We start from the raw sequence: 19,280 nt of genomic DNA on the forward strand, positions 1-19,280 counted from the left end.
ATTTCTAGCTTTATTATATCCATTTATATAGTGATAAAGAAGTGTTTGGTCTCCAAATACACAATAAAAACTCCCTCTTATTTTAGAAGGAGTTTTTCACTGTCCATGTTTCATATTTTTTTACTTCTAATGGAAGCTCATTTGTTTTCAGCCACTCTACTGCACTACATACAAGCGGAGATGAATTGTCTTCTGTAATGCTTTCTATAGAAACCCATCTCGCTCCTAAAGAATCTTGACCTTCAAATTGTTTTGGTACTATGATTTTCCCTGCACTCTTTTCAACTTCATACAAAACTGCAATATGGTGTACATGTGTATAATCTTTAAACTTTGAAGGGTATTGAAAATCAACCGTTCCTACTTGCTTTATAACCTTTACTTCTAATCCAGTTTCTTCTTTACATTCCCTATGGAGTGCCGCTAACAGCGACTCCTCTTCATATAAGCTCCCACCAGGTAGATCATATCTATTCTTATATGGACCTTTTGATTTATCGATTACTAATATATTATTATTTTCGATACAAATACCGTACACACCAAACGCATGATGAAAATTAATAGCATTACCCATGTTTTAATTTCTCGGTAACTGCATCATAAAATTTCCGTTCCTCATCAACATTTAAGTGAACGCGACTTACTGTTTTAGAAAATCCATATAACAATTGTGCTTTTATTGGCTCTTTAAGTATTATTTCAAATGTTGGAGGTTCCTTTATAAATTCCATCACCGTTGCGTCAAGAAGCTCTTTCTCTTTTTTTAAAAGTTCTCCTTTATAAAACGTAATCTTATCAATTTGTGTAAACGGTATAATGATTTTCTTCCCTAATCCAATTTGAATAATTACCTGTTCTTCCGTAACAATAATTGGATTTTTACGCATTGCTTGTATTTCAGCTAAAAAATAAAACATTGCATATACGTTTAAAATAAGTAACACCCATGCTACAACTGGATTCCATTGATGAAACAAATAATGAAAACCGATACTTTCTATTAAAGTCGCATGGATGATCATAATATATACACCTATTGCACTAGTCTTTTTGTGATATGAGTATACGCATTCACCTTCTGGCACTTTTTCACGCCACGATAAAAATGCATAATAGATTAACTTACACTCTGTTACAATAATATCTACTAATTTATTTCTTTTCATAGTGGTGTCAAACGCTGCATCAATTGCATAAGAAAATGAAGAATACTCACTTTTATATTCTTTATATTTTTTTCTTATTGTAGGAAGCATTCTAACAATTTTATATAGAAGGAATAACTCAAAACATACAAAAGCAATTTCCCCTGCAACTATAATATAAGAAACGTATGAAAAAGCTTGTAAATAGTCGCTTGGAATAATAAATCTTGCAAATATATAACCAGCTATTACAACAGGAAATATATACGTTAACGAGTACCTTTTTCGAATAATAAAGAAATACGTAATGATTGGAATTACAAACATACAATCTAATATTGATCCAAGGACAACTTCTTTCGGAGCAGCTGGTACAATCGGAAGAGCATATAATAAATAGTTTGATAACAAGATTAAAGATACGAGTCCAATCCATATACCTTTTCGCCTTCGCGAAAGTGTGACACTCATATGTTCACTCCTCTATTTAAAAACCTCATTTAAATGATCTTTATAAAATGAAATAGCACGTTCAAATTCTTTCACTTCTTCTACTTTTACGACTGTTTCAAGTAATAATTTCATCGCGGATTCATGATCGTTTACGTTATATTTCGCTAATGACAAAAATACTTTCATCACATCATTATCTGGAAACTGCTGTAATCCTGTTTCTAAAACAGTAATTGCTTTGTCATACTCACCTATACAACGATATGTACTACCAAGGCCGATATAAGCTCCGCAAAGTGACTCACCTTCAAGACCATTTGCAATTGCCTGTTCATAATACGGCATAGCTTCTGTTTCCAGCCCCATTACATCATGTATCCAAGCACATTGATAAAGTACTTCTGCATCCCTCGTAAAATTCGTTAATCCAATGAGTATCTCTTTAGACTGCGCATATTTCTTTTCTTTCCGGAGTTTAATAGCTTGCTTTAATAAATGTTCCATAGAATTCACTCCTCACCAATTATTCTATGTATCCATATTGAATGGTTAACGTTTGTATCAAAGCAAAAAGTTTCGCTTACCAATATATACTATGCGGATTCACTCTTATCCAAATACTTGAAATTATGAAGCAGTAACGCGATTACATAGTACCTCTAACCTTTTGACAATTTCTTTCGCTGTTTCATCTTTTCCATTACATAACTGCCCTTTACCGTCTTGTCCAATTACGTAGTGCATTGCTCCGCGCGAATATAAAGAATGTGGTGAATTTGCAATCATTACACTCGCCTTCGCTTCTTCCATTCTATTTTTCGCTCTTTCAAACAATTCTTCTTTATTTACGTCACTTTCAAGTTTAAAGCCAACGAGTACAGTTTCTGGATCCCACTCTTTTATTTGTTTTAATACTTTCGGTGCCTTTTGAAAATGTATAATTGGTGCTATATCACTTGAGATTTTTCCATTCATATCAAGAACATTACCCTCTTGATCACAAATCTTGTCCACAATCCAATCAGATCCAGCCGCTGCCATAATAACCGCATCGACTTTTTCATGCGTAATGATACTTTTCATTTTATCTTGTAAATCAACAATTCCTTCAAATGGATGTAATTCTAATTGATTGTTTATATCATTCGGTTTCTCCGCAAAATAACCATGTAAATATATAACATGGGCCCCTTTACTTATAAGCTCTTCGGCGATTATTCTTCCAATTGTTCCTTTTGCCATATTTGTATGGCCGCGTACTTGATCCCATTTTTCTAAACAACCACCGCTTGTAATTAATACCTTTTTCCCCTTCATCGTAACCATCCCTTACTAATTTTTCTTACGAAACCATTCTGTTCCAAAGTCAACTATATCACGTTGTTTCATAAGACGGCACTTTGCGTTTCCTATTTTCCCCATTGTTACGGTTCCTTTTTGCTCAAACTCTACACCAATTTCTACAAATTTGTCAGAATCGTAATCCATATCAACAAATTCTTTCCATACTCTTTCACCATTTTCTATAATAGGTGCCCCTACTTTTATTAACTCACATGCACCAGAACGTACTTCTGATAAATGTACAGAAGTATTCGAATCATATCCAACACCAATTAATAATATGTATCCGTCTAGATCGTATATTTTTCTTAATGGAGATTCTTCTCCTAAACTCATCGATAGTGACTGATTTACTGTTATTTCTTCTGCATGTCTTCCCCATGCAGCAAAGCTTCCTAATGGATGGTTACTACGTACTACATTCGGATATGTACGAAAACATTCAACTACTTTTCCCATTGCCCTTGTTGGTGTTATATGTGGCTCAAATGCTGGAACGTTATCCCGAATAATTTGCCACCATTCTTCAGGTACAGGTGGTCTTGACCAATGTTTCGGATCAGATAAATCCGAAGACTGAGTTGGCATAATAATCGTTCCCTCTTCTGTAATAACCTCCATTAACGCCTCTACTACTGCAACTGCTCCGCCTGACACCCAGCCAATGGAACTTAACGAAGAATGTACAATAACTGTCATTCCTTTTTCTAATCCTAATTTTCTTAAATCATTTGTAATTGTTTTGATTGTATTTGGCAATTGCGTACTTGCCACTATGTCATTCATTTTCACGATTGTTCCCCCATTTGTTTTAAACTACTACATACATATATTATCATATTTTTCTTAATTTTTAACTTAATCATTTTATCTATGCAAAAAATGAAGGCGTTACATCAAAAACATAAAAGCACTATATACAAACAAAGAGCTCACCAAAAATGATAAGCTCTTTGTTTCATTTATCCTTCAATTGTAACTCCAGTAAACATCGATAAATTTCCTGTTATTTTCTCACCTACACGTAAAAATAAACCAGCAGCTCTCCCGCTAATACAGTGTGAACCAATTAATAGTTTACCAGTATACGGACCGTCCCACGTGTCAATTGTATAGTCTGGCATTTCTATGTATTGCTGATATATTTTCCGCTGTTCAAAGTAATACTCTGTTTTATCTTCAGCTAATAGTTCATTATTTTCGTATATAGATACTCCTCCGCCTTCACGGCCGTATAAAGGTTTAGAAACATAGGATTCATTTCTTTCTATAAACGGTTTATTTGTAAAATATGTTGGTAGGAAGTATTTCTGAATGATTCCTCGCTCCTCTTCCTTAAAGAAAACTTCTTCTTCGTAAAGTTGCCAAATTAATGCGAGTACACTTTTATTTTGCATAAGAAAAGCAGCTGGTGGATTAATGATTTTCACTCTGCCTTGCGCTATATGATCTAAAAACTGGAGTCCAATTCTTTTCCCGCTTTTATCAGCATCTGAAACTAAATATTCAATTGGATATAGTCTATATAAATAATGAATTCTCTCGCCATTTTGCGTATATATGCCATCATCTGCAACGACGATATCTTGTATACCTATATAATCCGTTGACTGATCTAAACAATAGCTTCTTAAAAATTGAACTGTTTGATGGTCTTCATCATGCCAATCATAACTCGTAAAATAAATCGTTTCTCTAGGATCTATACTATAGTCATGTTTAATTTGTTCCCACGCCTGCACAATATGCTCTTCTATATGATTTGGATGATTTACATCGTGATAACGGCATAATACTTCATTTGCGACAGATGGCTCTAAATAACCTGTTGGTGTATCACAATTTACTTCTATTAACTTTATATCTTCACCATTTACGATAAAGTCAAACCTTGTAAAATATGAAAACAAACCAGTATGTTTCATTCTCGCAATTTCCCACGTTTCGGCTGGTAATCCTAGTGTTTGAAAATATCCTGTTGTATTTACAATATATTGATATGTTCTATATAATACGTACATAATTTCTTCTGTCGCTTTTGAAATAGCAGTATAAGTTTTTACTGGCATACGATACATACCTGTTGCCATATATTGATTCCATTCATCATTCTCTAATAGGCTCGGCCATGTAAAACCATTCCGACCAGCCTCTTCTGCAAGTGAAAACCATACTTTCATATACTCTTTCTGTTCTTGTTCTGTATACATTACTCCATTATCCTTTCGTTTTAGGATCCTGCTGGCGCTTTTGCGTTCCCAATTCCACTAGAACCAGAATTCACTTTCGGCGTTTGTGTCGTAGATGATTTCGGCGTATTTGTATCTGGTGTTACTTTATTTGATGGATTTGGCTGCTGTTTATTTAAATCTACTTTATTGGAAGAATTACTATTGTTACTGTTAGTTCCGCCGTAATACCCGCCACCACCACTGCCACCAGTTCTACTTTGGTCTTTTTCACGATATGGAATAATGTTATTTGCATACGGTTTCTTCATTATATTCGGTTTTACTGTATAATTCATATTTGAAGTTCTGCTTGCTAATAAATATCCTGCAACGAACGGCAGTATCGGTAAATGTGAATTTTCATGATAAGAAGAAAATGACGGATTATTTTCCTTACATAACTCATCTTTTTCTACATTTTCATTAGTTGGAGCTTTATCATCACAATTTAATCTTTCTTGTTCATTTCCTTGTTTTGCACCATCTGTTTTAACAGCAGTACTTTCTTGCTGGACAGTATCTTCTTCATAATCGCCACAGCCCGTTAATAAAAAAGATGACACTCCTATTGAAGTAGCAATTTTTATAAATTTACTTTTATCCATTCTCATGTGTTATACACCTAATTTCTATTATCTATATTTTTCCAGATACCTTTATTATATAATGTAAATATCACTTTTTTCAAACGAAACATAAGATGTATATTTATATATTTTTATAACGAATTTCCAAATAACAACAAAACCTTTCAACCCCCGGATATTTTTCTCCTAAACTTTTAACCTGAAAACCAATTTTTTTATAAAATTCTACCGCTTCATCGTCTGTCTCTGCTTCTAGATACATCAATTGATGCATTCTTAATACTTCCTTTATCATTTGCCACGCAATTCCATTATGACGATATTGTGGAACGACTGCTATATGACAAATTCTCGCTTTCTTTGCTCCAATTATTTCAATACCTATGCAAGCCTTTTCTTCATATCTATGCAAAGTCGCTTTATTCCTTTCATAAAATAAAACTGCTTTCTTTAAGCTAATTTCACTTGGTCCGACTGCATACTGTAGTACATTTAAAATAGGATCTTTCTCAATTTGTTCAACGCGTTGCAAATTCATATCATCATTCCTTTCTATGAAAAAAGATTAGCTCTTTATATAAAGAGCTAATCTCATTATGCCGTTATTTTTTCTTCTTTCTTCACAACGACCGCTACATAACTATGTAGTATCATTCCAATAATAACTAGACTCATACCAATCCAAGATAAAAATGACGGAATTGGTGCAGATAACAAGATAAGTTCTCCTACTAGCGCAAATAAAACCTCACCGGACTGAGTTGCTTCCACTGTTGCTAGTTTTTGCGGATCATCTTTTACAAGATCTGTCGCAAAGAAGAATAATACCGTTGCGATTAAACCTGAACTAACTGCTACTATAAAACATTGGAAAACTTGGCTACTTGACGGTAGACCACCTGTTGATACTTCATAACCAGATAGTAAAAACCAAAATGGTAAGCTTGCTAATGTCATACCGAGAACTCGCTGAAATACATCTAATTCCCCTTTACAAACTTGCATCATTTTTCGATTTCCAAGAGGGTACGCAAACGCTGCAATAAGTACAGGAACTACACATAAAACGGTTTCACGAATTCCTAATGAAGAAGCATGTTCTACTTGCATAAGTACAACCCCACATAAAATAATACCCGACATAACTAATTCCTTCATTGGGAGTTTTTTATGTAACGGATCTACTGCAAAAAATGGTGTTAACAAAATCCCTGCTACGATCGTAATTTGCCATGTTGATGCAACGAGCCAACCAGGTCCGAAAGCTCCAGCAAAACTAAGTGGTGCATAGAAGAGACCAAATCCAACGATACTCCACACTAACCATTCTTTCGGATTGTTTTTCATATATTGAAAGAGTTGCTTTAAATTCCCTCTATACATGACAATAAGTAAAAGCATTGGAACCATAAAGTAGTACCGTAATGATGCACTCCAAATCCAGCTTCCACCTTCTAGGTCCATTGCCCGATTTAAAACGAAGGTAAAGGCAAAGAAAAATGATGCCAATATCCCTACTGCAATAGCTTTCATTATAAAACCCCTTGTTTAGTTTCTTCTTATACTATACAACAAATTAAATATAATTAAAATTCGAAATCTTTATCTCGTATGCATTCTAGCTCTATATAGTTTTCTTAACTGACTAATATGAGCTTGATGGTACCGATTATGATCAGCTATATGCCATATTCCCCACCTTATAGTCGCATTTTCTCCCTTTTCATAAAGTGAAACTTTAATCAGTGGGGGTTTTGTTCATCCCCCACTGATTATTAGTTGAACCAATCGGACTTTTATGGGCAGTTGATCCCCCACCTAACTTCTTTGCTTTCGCTGCATTTTGAGGTGGGGGTCTTACTGCCCATTAAAGTCGGATAAAAAACCTCTCGTGTTAAATCATTTTCTGTTAGTTTCAAACATTCCTCATAAAACATATGTTGCACTGCTTCATAATCTTGTATTAATTGTTGCAATGTATGTTTTCTTAAACTGGGCAGCTCTCCTGCTTCATTTAACATAGGTCCATATATATTATCAAGTGCCAGTGGAACGGGTTCTCCTTTTAAGCGGTATACCCAATGCAAATCGACAACTGCTAAATGTTGAAGTAGTTGTCCAATACTATTTTCATTATTTTTTAACCCTTTAAAAGACAGTTCTTTCTCATCGGTACCCTCTACTAACTTTTGCAACCGTTTAAATGTATCGGCAACTGTCGCATATAGAATTGCTACTTGCGGGTTCATATTTTTTTCTAAATAGAGATCTTTCATAGTAAACTCCCTCTTTTAAAGGAACAAAACCATATGTTCATCATCACTATACACACCATTCATCTTTATAGCTCTCTTTTCAATCCCATACGTTTTAAAGCCTATTGATTCATACAACCTTTTTGCTGGCTCGTTAGTAGATACAACACCTAATGTCAATTGTTCCAAGTTCATTTCTCTTGCTTTTTCGATTGCCTTACGTATTAACTCACGTGCAAGACCACTTCTTCGATTGCTTGCATCTACATACATCGCAACGATATGACCTTTATGTTTATACGCATCTTTCTCTTCTGTTAGTAAAGTAACAACTCCAACTAATTGATGCTCTTCATTAAAAGCACCAAATGTACAACTAGTAGCAGCTGTTAAATTACTTTCCACTCGCTTAATCGGATTTTCTTGGTGAATCGCCTCTTCATAAGTTGTTACAAATGCCTCTGGATTTACTTGTAATGCTTGTAAACGTAAGTCCCAATATTTTTTTGCATCTTCTTTCGTAAGTAATCGAATCATATTTCTCTATCTCCTTTTAGTTAACATAATATTTTTACAAACTACTAATTAAAGATTGATATTCTTCTCTTAACATACTATAACGATAGCGATGAATGAACTGACCTTTACGTAATCGATCATTTCTCATTAACCCTTCGCATACAAAACCAGCCTTTTCATAGCTCTTTCTAGCTTGTAAATTATCTTCATCTACACGTAGCCATACTTTTTCTAATTCAAACTCAAAGAATGCTACATGTAACATACTATATAGGGCGGCTATTCCATACCCTTTACCCCAGTATTCTTTATTACCAATCGCGATTCCCAATTCTGCATTTTTATTTGTTTTATCAAAGTTTTTAAGATCTACCCATCCAATATGTATGCCGTTCTCCGCAGTGATAGCTCTTTGTTCGTAACCATTTTTTCGATTTATACATGCTTCAATCCATTTTTTTGTATCTTCACGAGTGAACGGTGGATATTGATCTGGTACAACTAAATGTTTCGTTACTTGTGTATCTAATGACCATTGATATCGATCTTCTACATCATCTAATGTCAGTTCTCTTAATTGAACAAATGGTACATTCATTATGCTATCCCCTTTTTATTTTCCTATAGAAAACCCTTCGAACATTCTTCCTCCATACTGTTCTAGCGTTTGTTCTACAAAAGTAATTAAGTTTCCTTTCTCTCCCGTTGTATAAAAATGATCGAACGCCGCTACAAATTGATCTGCGTATTGTTCATCATATTTTCTAAGTACCCTTATAAACCATTTTGAACTTCCAAGCCATTTCCCATTTACTCTTAATACATATTCATGTAATAAATCAGCTAATAAATTCGCGATAAACAACTCTTCTTCTCTTTTTGATGCACCAATAAAATCATCCAAAGTATCTGTAATAAAATACCGCTTCTGCTTCATCATTTCTTCGGTCCATTTTGCTGGTCCTTTATTTAGTAAATTATTTGCTTCTCTTTTTAGTTTTTCAACAATTTCATTTTCACCTTTTAATACAACACCTTCTGCAACTAATTGTGGTAACGAAGGTCTCCCGCGATCGCAATCCATTTTAAAAAAGGTTTTATACGTTTCAAAATTATGTACAAACACTTCAACAGGCCAGCCATTACTATAGAAAGATTCTCGATAACAAGACGTTAAACTTTGATCAACTATTACAATGTCCAGATCAGATGTTTTTGTCGCTTCCCCTCTTGCAACGCTTCCTCCAAGTAAAGCTACATCACAATTCGGAAAGTGTGATGTAATGATGCTTTTTGCCGCTTCCATTGCTTTCATAACCGTTCCCCTTTTCTTATTTCACTTTCTTTTTTGCAGCTCTTTCTCTCGCTTTTTTTATATACGACTCTGCGTCTGGTGTTTTGCATGACGTTGCTCCGTGATCAACGTGTACTTTTCCAATTTCACGTGCAATTTCAATCGCTTTTCGCTCTAAGTCTTCATTACGAATTCCTATCGCAATTAAAGCACTATTCATTGCTTCTTTTTTTCTATTTTTTTCATTATGTATATTTACTTTAATTTCTTCTAGATAAGGAGAGAAGAAATCATCTTGTAACGTTTTATTTTTAATCGCTATATTTGCTAATAAAGCCCAGCCTGCTCTTCCAATCCATTCATCATCAGACTTTGTCCAGTCTTCCATTCTTTCTATCGCGATTGGCGACGTACAAATAGCCGTCATTAAAACGTCCATTAAACAATAATAATCAACTTCCTGTACCCATTTATTTAGTAGTTCTGTCGTAACTTTTTTTGGATCTAATATCATTGTTGCTAAAGTCATTGCATCCATATTTTTTGTTTCCCATAATGAAATTGCTAAATCATGATCTTTTTTTATCTTCTTTTTTAACAATTTTAAATTAGCAAAACTAACTCCGAATAGTGGCTCTTTCGCTCCGTGGTTTTTATACGTTTTACGATTCTGTTCTGTTCCGTATTCCTCTAGTTGCTGCATTACTTCTTCAAGTAACATATACCCACCTCTTTATTTTTTATGTTGACTTCATATATGTATGTACGATATATTCTACATTACTTTTTGGTTTTCCTATATTTACTTTTTAAATTCGGTATGTGAAATTTTTTAGTTGCTACAAACATCTAAAACCCCTACGAAAAACCTGTACATTTTACATATACAGGTTTTCGTTTTATCGATTTCCTATAGTGTAAGAAATAGAATATGAAAGAACTTTTAATGGTTTGATTCTCTCCTTATTTTTGGTAAGCTCTTTACATCTGACCACTCTTCTATGGACCCTGCGTCTGGAAAAACTGTAACTACATTAAAATCAGAACCTTTTTCTCTCCCAATTTGTTTAGCGGCTAATAAATTCGCTGCCGCAGACGTTCCTATTTTCATACAAGGTCTCTTCATATGAATAAGTCCATTGTTTTTCTATCAAATTGTCTTCCTGTTTCCTTCCTAAGCCGAACCCACCTGATCCAGCATATTTCTTTAAATCATTTGGTGGTTGTTCAGAACCATAAGGCAATTCAGCAGGCATTACTAAATGTAGCTCAATTTTTTTGTATAATTCTTTACTGCTTTATACCCCCCATTAGAGTTCCACCAATACCAGCAGATGCTACCCATGCATGAATTGGTTTCCCATTCATTTGTACAATAATTTCTTGGCCTGTACCTTCTATATGACTTAATACTCTATACTTTTTAATAACTCCCTTAACTAAATCTTCTTATATAAAAATCCCTACAAATGCTGTAGGGATTTATGACTCAATCATTTTGTTACACTTCATTACATACGAAAAGAGCTTCTTTATTCAAATGCGTTCATTAGCACAATTCTCCAACCATCTGGATCCTCTATTGTGATTCCTTTCTCTATCCAATACGGATTTTCTGGTTCCACCTCATGATAGCCCATATTGCTTAATCGATTCACTATTTTTTCAATTTCATCTTTATTAGGCATATAAAAAACTAGTAAATTATCTTTTGTCGGTGCCGGACAGGGACTTCCGTTAACATGCGTTGTAAACTCCAAATGATACTCGGCATCCGGTAATCCAAACATAACTCCATCATATCCTTCATGATTGTGAAATTCTCCTATACGCTTTAATCCTAACCCCGTCTCATAAAAACTTATAACTTCTTCAAATTTATCTGTTGGTCTTGCAATTCTAAATTGAACCCAATTCTTCATGCAAATCTCCTCCTTTTCATTTTCCAAAGCTTTACAGTCATTATTATAGGTAACATATATTTCCTTTAACATCCCTCATTAGTGTGAGAACTACTTAAGTTGAAAGGCCTATTAGTTTATAAATAGTAGGCCTTTAGTATTAAATTCATATAAAATTAATTATATGGATATCAAGATAAAATAAACATTTCTTCCTTTTTGTATAAATTGCTATTTTGCATAGTTTCTAATGTTGTCCATGACTGTCCAATTGGATTCACATATTGTCTTTCTTCATTACAAATTTTCCAACGAGAAGGTGCTTCTTCATTTTAGGAATACTGTACTCCACATGTATTGCAAATATAATTAGCCATATTCCCCCTCCCTTTTCATTTAATTGTTTCTTTACCAATATCTTAATAAAAAACAAAAATATTCGAATCAATAATTGGAACGAAAATGAAGTGGTACGAAAGTATGAAATCTTGCATACTTTTGGACAAACTTTTTTGCACTTGTAAAAAAGTTTTTTTGCAATTACCTCCCTATAATTGCTAATATAGTAGAGTAGAACTTTTATAGAGAGAAGGAAAATTATGCACAATGGAATTCGAATGACAACTTTAGTGAAAAGGGCTATTTTGATTTGCGCAGGGGTATTATTTACATACGAAGCGGCTTTAGGATCAACACATACTGCTCTAGCAAGTACAGAGGATGAAGCAAAATCTGTTCAACTTGTAAGTGAAATTCAATCGTCTCTTGCACCGAAAGAAGCTCCAAAACAATACAATGGGCAAGTTAGAAAAGTAGCTTATTTAACATTTGATGATGGTCCTGGAAAATACACAGCTGAGCTTTTAGATATGTTAAAGAAAGAAAATGCAAAAGCAACATTCTTCCTTATTGGTTCAAATGTAAAAGCTTTTCCTGATCTTGTAAAGCGTGAAGATGCTGAAGGCCACTACGTTGGGATGCACAGTATGACTCATAACTACAAGAAACTTTACACAGAAGGTCATTACGTAGATGAGATGAAAGAAGATCAAGGATTAATCGCTGGCGTTCTAGGTAAATCACCAGTATTAACTCGTCCTTCTTACGGCTCAATGCCAGGATTAAACGAAGCGCTTCGCAACAAAGTTGTTGAGAATGGGCTAAAAGTTTGGGATTGGACAATTGATTCATTAGACTGGAGATATAACAAAATGCCGGTTGACGCTGCATCAGCTAAAATTGTAGAAAACGTTATTAATGGTGCAAACAAGCCAACAGAAGTTATCCTTATGCACGACATTCATCCACAGTCCGTAAAAGCAGTACCTGGTATTATTAAAGGGCTGAAAGAAAAAGGATATGAATTAGAAGCCTATAGTGAGAACGAACACTTCCCATTAAACTTCTGGCACGATAATCGTATGTAATAAAAAGACTTGATTTCCTTTAACTAGGAATCAAGTCTTTTTATCGTTTTTGGAATTACTCCTCGTATATTCGACTCAATTCCCCCTCTCTCCTTCGTAAAAAAATACGACGTTTTCGTGCTAAGGAAGATAGATCTATTCATGAAATCAGAAGTAAAAACTTGGATAGTAGAAGAAAAAACCGTATTAAAAAGATGAATCGAAAAGCAAAAGAGATTGCAAAGGCGATTGATACGAAATTAAAACAGATTTATCAAAATACAGTAAGAAATTATGGATTGAATATACAAAGTCAATCCTATTTTTTATATTATCAACACTTTAGCACATATTACTCTTAAGGAGTGATATGTATATGGATTTCCTTTCAGCTGAATATTTGTCAGCCTTACTTGCCATTATTGTAATTGATTTAGTGTTAGCAGGTGATAATGCCATTGTAATTGGGTTAGCAGCAAGACGATTACCGAAAGATCAACAAAAGAAAGTTATTATATGGGGAACTATCGGGGCAATCGCGATTAGAGCCCTCGCTACTTTAGTTGTCGTTTGGTTGTTAAAAATACCAGGGCTACTTCTAATTGGTGGTGTACTCCTTATATGGATCGCTTACAAATTAATTGCTGAAGGCAAAGATCACGATATTAAGGCGGAAGAAGGTTTCTGGTCTGCTATTAAAACCATTATCATTGCTGATGCATTGATGGGAATTGATAACGTTCTCGCTGTTGCTGGAGCTGCGCATGGCAACTTTTCTTTAGTAATCATCGGGCTATTAGTTTCAATTCCAGTAGTAGTTTGGGGCAGTACATTAATTTTAAAATGGGTTGACCGTTATCCTATCATCATTACGATTGGAGCAGCTGTTTTAGCTTATACCGCTGCGAAAATGATTGTAGACGAGAAATGGTTCGCTGCATTTTTCGAAAGTAACCCTTTCATAAAATGGGCATTCATCATTATCATTATTGCCGGTGTAGTTTTCTTCGGAAAGGCAAAACAGAAAGCAACAGATGGTTCTATCTCATGATGATGTTTTATTTACAAACAAAAGGCACTATTCATAGGAATAGTGCCTTTTGTTATTTATTTAGCTTCCCCTTCCGGAGTCGTTTTTACTTTCGTTTTGTTTTTATCACGATTGTTATAGTTATACTTCGAACGATCTATCGGTGTAAATCCTTCCGGTGTGTAGAATCGTAATAAGTCACCATTTACGACTTGGTCAGAGTATTTTAACGAGTTTTGAACCATTTGTTCATTTTGTTTTATTTCATCTGTAAATTCTACTGGTTTTCCAGTCGTTGTATCATAGTATTTGCCGTTTAATGCAGTAACTGTTGGGCTTACGAAGTTGCCGTTACGGAACGCAACAACTTGTTTATGATCTGGTGATAATAAATCTGAACCAAATTGAACATAATTTTTTGTATCTGTTCCTAGTAAGTGTAAAAGAGTTGGAAGAACATCAATTTCACCACCATATTGATGTTGTACGCCACCTTTCACACCTGGTACACGAACGATAAATGGTACACGTTGTAACTGTGCATTTTCAAATGAGTTAATTTCTTTACCCATTACTTTTGACATTGCTGCATTATGATTATCTGAAATACCGTAATGGTCTCCGTACATAACGATAATAGAATTATCGTATAAACCAGATTGTTTCAAGTAATCGATGAAACCTTTTACAGATTCGTCTAAATAACGTGCTGTTTGGAAATACGTATCTACAGACGAGTCACCTGTGTTTGCTGGTTCAATTGTCGCTTCCTCTTTATCAATCGGATACGGGAAGTGATTCGATAACGTAATAAACTTCGTATAGAACGGTTGTTTCAATGTTTCTAATAACGGAATGGATTCATTAAAGAATGGTTTATCTTTTAATCCATAGTTTACTACATCTTTTTCGTTCATATCATAGTATGAAGCATCAAAGAATTTATTAAAACCAAATGATTTATAAATATCGTCACGGTTCCAAAATGTTTTATAGTTACCATGGAATACAGCTGATGTGTATCCTTGTTGTCCTAAAATTGCTGGTGCTGATTGATACGTATTATGAGATTTCGTTGTAAATACAGACCCTTGTGGTAAACCAAACATAGAATTCTCTAACATAAACTCCGCATCAGACGTTTTCCCTTGTCCTGTTTGATGGAAGAAGTTATCAAAATAAAGCGTATTCGCATCTTTTGTAAATGAGTTTAAGAACGGCGTAACTTCTTGACCGTTTAATTTATAATCAATTAAGAAGTTTTGGAATGACTCTAAATGAATATAAATTACGTTCATTCCCTTACCTTTACCGAAATACTCAGGATTCGGACTAGCATAAGTTGATGTTAAATAATTTCTTACTTCTGTCATATTATCTCCATCAGCTAACGCTCTTTCCGTTGATGCTTTCGCACTTTGAATTCCATCATAAATTGTGTAGTTATACGCCCCTAAATATTTCACAATATAATTTCGGTCAAACGTTCTTGTTAATAATTCAGGACGGTCAGATTCTGCAAGTCCTAAGTTAACACTGAATAATAAAATACCTGCTACAAATACTAGTGATACTTTATGCTTCGCAACACGAATTGGTTTTGGATTTGCAAATTTCGTTGCAACTAACACAATTAAAATAATTGTATCTAAGAAGTATAGCGGATCATAAAGATGTAGCAACGCAACAATACTACCACCTAAATCTCCAAAGTTATTCGTTTGTGTCAACGTCGGGAACGTAATAAAGTCACTGAAAAAGCGATAGTATACGACGTTTGCATATAAAAGAATCGACAATAACAAGTTGATAACAATTAACCAAATATAAGATCGTTTCCCTTTTGCAAATAATGCAAGTCCTAAAAATAGAACTGCTGAACTAAGCGGGTTGAAAAACAGCAAGAATTTTTGGATTGTATTTGAAATACCTAAATTAAATTCTGTTACATAAGCCGCATATGTTTTGAGCCAAAATAAAATAACGGCAAACAGAAAGAATCCAAAATGATTGCTTAGCACGCTTTTGCTCTTTAATAAGAATTGTTTCATTTCTCCACCTCTTTTGATCATCCAAGGCTTATTTTTTTATAAGTCTGTCTCTCTATTCAATTTTTTATCTTCAAATAGATTCTATTTATTTAACTATATGAAGAATACTAGTAATTATAATTTGAAGCTAGTATTTATTCAACTATTTCTTTCTATACATTTTGACCTTGGTTTCTATTTAACAAAATAAATTTGTAACATTTTCTGTTTTCTCCCAAGATTCATCCACTAATTATGACATCACATACTATATACCTTTATTCCCTACTTCGCAAATAAATATGTCTCCAGTTCTGGAACATTAATGTAATATAATTAAATTCACAATAGATAACATTTATTTTTTAATGTATATTATATTTCGTCAGTTATTTATGCTTCAGCCATTCTTCTATGTACAACATTCAAATCTCTTTCCTTCAATAAAATTATTTTTGAATAATTATTCACAATCCATAAAATACAATTTATAAAAAAAACCTCGCTCTCAAAACGAGAGCGAGGGTTTTCATCATTTATTATTGACCTTTGTACATTGCATCTACTTGTTTTTGAAGTTCTTCATTTTCTAAGAACTCATCGTAAGTAGCCTCTTTATCGATTACACCGTTTGGCGTTACTTCGATAATGCGGTTTGCAATTGTTTGTACGAACTGATGGTCATGTGATGTGAATAAAATTGTACCTTTAAATGCAATTAAACCATTGTTTAATGCAGTGATAGACTCAAGGTCTAAGTGGTTCGTTGGGTCGTCAAGTGTAATAACGTTTGCACCACTTAACATCATTTTAGATAACATACAACGAACTTTTTCGCCTCCAGATAGTACTGAAACGTTCTTCTTAACTTCTTCGCCTGAGAATAACATACGGCCTAAGAAACCACGTAAGAAGCTTTCTGACTCATCTTGTGGAGAGAATTGACGTAACCATTCAACTAAGTTGTAGTCACTGTTCTCAAAGTATTTAGAGTTATCTCTTGGGAAGTACGATTGAGATGTTGTAACGCCCCATTTAAATGAACCACTATCTGGCTCCATTTCACCCATAAGGATTTTAAATAATGTCGTCATCGCAATATCGTTACGACCGATAAATGCAACTTTATCACCTTTATTTAAAGTGAAGTACACATTATCTAACACTTTTTCACCATCAATTGTTTTAGAAAGACCTTCAACAGTTAATAAGTCATTTCCTACTTCACGTTCTGGTGTGAAGCCAACGAATGGGTAACGACGAGATGATGGCTTAATATCATCTAATGTAATTTTATCTAATAATTTTTTACGAGAAGTTGCTTGTTTCGCTTTAGATGCGTTTGAGCTAAAGCGCGCAATGAAGTTCTGTAACTCTTTTACTTTCTCTTCTTTTTTCTTATTAGCATCTTGTGTTAATTTTAAAGCTAATTGGCTTGACTCATACCAGAAGTCATAGTTACCAACATAAAGTTGAATTTTACCGAAATCAAGATCAGCCATGTGCGTACATACTTTATTTAAGAAGTGACGGTCATGGGATACAACGATAACTGTATTTTCAAAGTTCATTAAGAAGTTTTCTAACCATTGAATCGCTTTTAAGTCCAAGTGGTTGGTAGGCTCATCTAGTAATAGAATATCAGGTTGACCGAATAAAGCTTGAGCAAGTAATACTTTTACTTTCTCTGCCCCAGTTAATTCTGACATTTTCTTATCATGAAGGTCTTCACCAATACCTAAACCTTTAAGAAGAATTGCAGCTTCTGACTCAGCTTCCCAACCGTTCAGCTCAGCAAACTCACCTTCAAGTTCAGCAGCACGCATACCATCTTCATCACTAAAATCTTCTTTCATATAAATGGTATTTTTCTCTTGCATTACTTTGTAAAGACGAGTATGACCCATAATTACAGTTTCTAATACTGGGAACTCTTCGTATTCGAAGTGGTTCTGTTTTAATACTGCAAGACGCTCACCTGGCGTAATATGTATGTCACCTGTTGATGGTTCGATTTCTCCAGATAAAATCTTTAGAAATGTTGATTTACCAGCACCGTTTGCTCCGATTAAACCGTAGCAGTTACCTGGCGTGAATTTTATGTTAACATCTTCAAACAATTTGCGATCCGCGAAACGCAAACTAACGTTACTTACTGTAATCATTTGTGTCCTCCTACTAATACCGCTTATTTCAGCGTTTTCTCACCGATTGTCTTAAAAAATCGCATATTACGACTCAATTATTGTAGACTATAGTTATTATATAGTAGAAGCTGGATGAATAGCAACGGTTGATTGCTATTCCTTTCTTTCCAAACTTGAATAAAACCTTTGTTTTTAATTATATTAAAGTTACATACACACTTTAAGGGGGATTCATTTTGAAAACAATATTTATGATTGGAGCATTATGTTTATCTCTTATTTCCTTAGCTGCATGTAGTAATAACAATGGAAAAACACCTACTGAATCAAAACAAGAGAAAAAAGAAACGAAAGTAACTGTCGATTCAATTATCACTGAATTTAAAAATGCTGGTCTCCAAGCAGAAAATCCAACCGATCTTCCACAAAAAGAATTTGGTAACCTTCGAAAAGAAGGTAAGCGTATTGTCGTACCTGCTCTTGGTGAAGATAAAGGCGGTCGATTATTCGAAATTACAAAGAAAGAAGACCTAGAAAAAGTAAAGAAATATTACGATGAATTAGGAAATTCTGCTCCTATGTTATTCTCTCATACACACGCAAAAGGCAATTTTCTTCTACAAATGAATGGCGATATGAAAGATGAAGAGTTTGTAAAATATAAAGATGTGATGGACAAGTTTGTAAAATAAGGAAAATCACCTTTTAAAAGAACGGGTTCAATTTAGGGAGAGAAAAATGTTAATACCCATTATAAATAACACAATAATTTGTATGCATTTCACACCACGTTTCGTATTATAAAGAGCAAACTAAAACGCTCAGAAAATATGAAGTGAACCCTGAAAACGGGACACCAATCAAAACACCTAAACCACTTGTTCCCTAAATTCTTTAGGGGATAGGTGGTTTAATTTTTCTTGAATTCGCACACA

General features: G+C 34.1%; 19 protein-coding genes and 4 pseudogenes. 4 read left to right on the forward strand and 19 right to left on the reverse strand.

All coding sequences use genetic code 11. The features are described from left to right. Positions 1 to 82: 82 nt before the first annotated feature. The 17 genes and pseudogenes from PDQ33_RS13695 to PDQ33_RS13780 all read right to left on the reverse strand — a co-directional run. Positions 83 to 577 carry an NUDIX hydrolase gene (locus tag PDQ33_RS13695; RefSeq protein WP_061130986.1) on the reverse strand — a complete coding sequence of 165 codons (495 nt, stop codon included), beginning with the start codon at positions 575 to 577 and terminating at the stop codon, positions 83 to 85. Beyond that, a complete protein-coding gene (locus PDQ33_RS13700; RefSeq protein WP_000117470.1) occupies positions 570 to 1,619 on the reverse strand; it encodes a hypothetical protein in 1,050 nt (349 codons plus the stop codon). Before PDQ33_RS13700 ends, PDQ33_RS13695 begins: the two co-directional genes overlap by 8 nt. Positions 1,620 to 1,631: 12 nt before the next feature. Beyond that, on the reverse strand, positions 1,632 to 2,105 hold the full coding sequence (locus tag PDQ33_RS13705; RefSeq protein ID WP_000400626.1) for a tetratricopeptide repeat protein: 474 nt from the start codon (positions 2,103 to 2,105) through the stop codon (positions 1,632 to 1,634). A gap of 123 nt (positions 2,106 to 2,228) precedes the next feature. Beyond that, a complete protein-coding gene (locus tag PDQ33_RS13710; protein ID WP_000676710.1) occupies positions 2,229 to 2,918 on the reverse strand; it encodes a phosphopantothenoylcysteine decarboxylase domain-containing protein in 690 nt (229 codons plus the stop codon). A gap of 15 nt (positions 2,919 to 2,933) precedes the next feature. Beyond that, entirely contained in the window at positions 2,934 to 3,731 is a 798-nt protein-coding gene (gene aacC, locus PDQ33_RS13715) for a BA2930 family N-acetyltransferase (RefSeq protein ID WP_130776749.1), read from the reverse strand. 176 nt (positions 3,732 to 3,907) lie between these two features. Continuing rightward, a complete protein-coding gene (locus tag PDQ33_RS13720; RefSeq protein ID WP_000287867.1) occupies positions 3,908 to 5,155 on the reverse strand; it encodes a glutathionylspermidine synthase family protein in 1,248 nt (415 codons plus the stop codon). 20 nt (positions 5,156 to 5,175) lie between these two features. Continuing rightward, positions 5,176 to 5,787: a hypothetical protein gene (locus tag PDQ33_RS13725; protein ID WP_061130985.1), complete on the reverse strand. Its 612-nt coding sequence runs from the start codon at positions 5,785 to 5,787 to the stop codon at positions 5,176 to 5,178. Between the two features lie 97 nt (positions 5,788 to 5,884). Continuing rightward, a complete protein-coding gene (locus PDQ33_RS13730) occupies positions 5,885 to 6,301 on the reverse strand; it encodes a GNAT family N-acetyltransferase (protein WP_001053310.1) in 417 nt (138 codons plus the stop codon). A gap of 56 nt (positions 6,302 to 6,357) precedes the next feature. Beyond that, a complete protein-coding gene (locus PDQ33_RS13735; protein ID WP_000643663.1) occupies positions 6,358 to 7,296 on the reverse strand; it encodes a DMT family transporter in 939 nt (312 codons plus the stop codon). A 69-nt stretch (positions 7,297 to 7,365) separates the two neighbouring features. Beyond that, positions 7,366 to 8,039: pseudogene (locus PDQ33_RS29180) on the reverse strand (DinB family protein). Between the two features lie 15 nt (positions 8,040 to 8,054). Next, positions 8,055 to 8,555: a GNAT family N-acetyltransferase gene (locus PDQ33_RS13750; protein WP_061130984.1), complete on the reverse strand. Its 501-nt coding sequence runs from the start codon at positions 8,553 to 8,555 to the stop codon at positions 8,055 to 8,057. 34 nt (positions 8,556 to 8,589) lie between these two features. Beyond that, positions 8,590 to 9,135 (reverse strand): GNAT family N-acetyltransferase, encoded by a 546-nt coding sequence (locus tag PDQ33_RS13755; protein WP_001102434.1) that lies wholly within the window; start codon positions 9,133 to 9,135, stop codon positions 8,590 to 8,592. A gap of 15 nt (positions 9,136 to 9,150) precedes the next feature. Further along, complete coding sequence (locus PDQ33_RS13760; protein ID WP_061130983.1) at positions 9,151 to 9,852, reverse strand: nucleotidyltransferase domain-containing protein; 702 nt, start codon at positions 9,850 to 9,852, stop codon at positions 9,151 to 9,153. A gap of 16 nt (positions 9,853 to 9,868) precedes the next feature. Continuing rightward, complete coding sequence (locus PDQ33_RS13765) at positions 9,869 to 10,552, reverse strand: DNA alkylation repair protein (protein WP_061130982.1); 684 nt, start codon at positions 10,550 to 10,552, stop codon at positions 9,869 to 9,871. A gap of 222 nt (positions 10,553 to 10,774) precedes the next feature. Next, positions 10,775 to 11,244: pseudogene (locus tag PDQ33_RS13770) on the reverse strand (cysteine synthase family protein); the annotation flags it as partial. Between the two features lie 119 nt (positions 11,245 to 11,363). Continuing rightward, on the reverse strand, positions 11,364 to 11,753 hold the full coding sequence (locus PDQ33_RS13775; protein WP_000800664.1) for a VOC family protein: 390 nt from the start codon (positions 11,751 to 11,753) through the stop codon (positions 11,364 to 11,366). 191 nt (positions 11,754 to 11,944) lie between these two features. Beyond that, positions 11,945 to 12,109, reverse strand: a pseudogene (locus PDQ33_RS13780) (hydrolase); the annotation flags it as partial. Between the two features lie 222 nt (positions 12,110 to 12,331). Here PDQ33_RS13780 and PDQ33_RS13785 point away from each other — a divergent pair. From PDQ33_RS13785 to PDQ33_RS13795, 3 genes and pseudogenes are all read left to right on the forward strand, one after another. Beyond that, positions 12,332 to 13,159 carry a peptidoglycan-N-acetylglucosamine deacetylase gene (locus PDQ33_RS13785; protein WP_000551424.1) on the forward strand — a complete coding sequence of 276 codons (828 nt, stop codon included), beginning with the start codon at positions 12,332 to 12,334 and terminating at the stop codon, positions 13,157 to 13,159. 80 nt (positions 13,160 to 13,239) lie between these two features. Next, positions 13,240 to 13,402 (forward strand): annotated as a pseudogene (locus PDQ33_RS29185) (DUF3841 domain-containing protein); the annotation flags it as partial. Positions 13,403 to 13,514: 112 nt separating this feature from the next. Beyond that, on the forward strand, positions 13,515 to 14,189 hold the full coding sequence (locus PDQ33_RS13795; protein ID WP_000346935.1) for a TerC family protein: 675 nt from the start codon (positions 13,515 to 13,517) through the stop codon (positions 14,187 to 14,189). Between the two features lie 56 nt (positions 14,190 to 14,245). On the opposite strand, the gene PDQ33_RS13800 is transcribed toward PDQ33_RS13795, so the two are convergent. Together PDQ33_RS13800 and PDQ33_RS13805 are read right to left on the reverse strand one after the other, a co-directional pair. After that, positions 14,246 to 16,219 carry an LTA synthase family protein gene (locus tag PDQ33_RS13800; protein ID WP_000808752.1) on the reverse strand — a complete coding sequence of 658 codons (1,974 nt, stop codon included), beginning with the start codon at positions 16,217 to 16,219 and terminating at the stop codon, positions 14,246 to 14,248. Between the two features lie 518 nt (positions 16,220 to 16,737). Next, positions 16,738 to 18,363 carry an ABC-F family ATP-binding cassette domain-containing protein gene (locus tag PDQ33_RS13805; RefSeq protein ID WP_270755899.1) on the reverse strand — a complete coding sequence of 542 codons (1,626 nt, stop codon included), beginning with the start codon at positions 18,361 to 18,363 and terminating at the stop codon, positions 16,738 to 16,740. A gap of 233 nt (positions 18,364 to 18,596) precedes the next feature. On the opposite strand from PDQ33_RS13805, the gene PDQ33_RS13810 reads away from it, so the two are divergent. Further along, entirely contained in the window at positions 18,597 to 19,037 is a 441-nt protein-coding gene (locus PDQ33_RS13810) for a stress protein (RefSeq protein WP_086708300.1), read from the forward strand. Positions 19,038 to 19,280 lie beyond the last annotated feature (243 nt).

The sequence above is a fragment of the Bacillus cereus group sp. Bc031 genome, assembly GCF_027716265.1.
Classification (GTDB): Bacteria; Bacillota; Bacilli; order Bacillales; family Bacillaceae_G; genus Bacillus_A; species Bacillus_A paranthracis.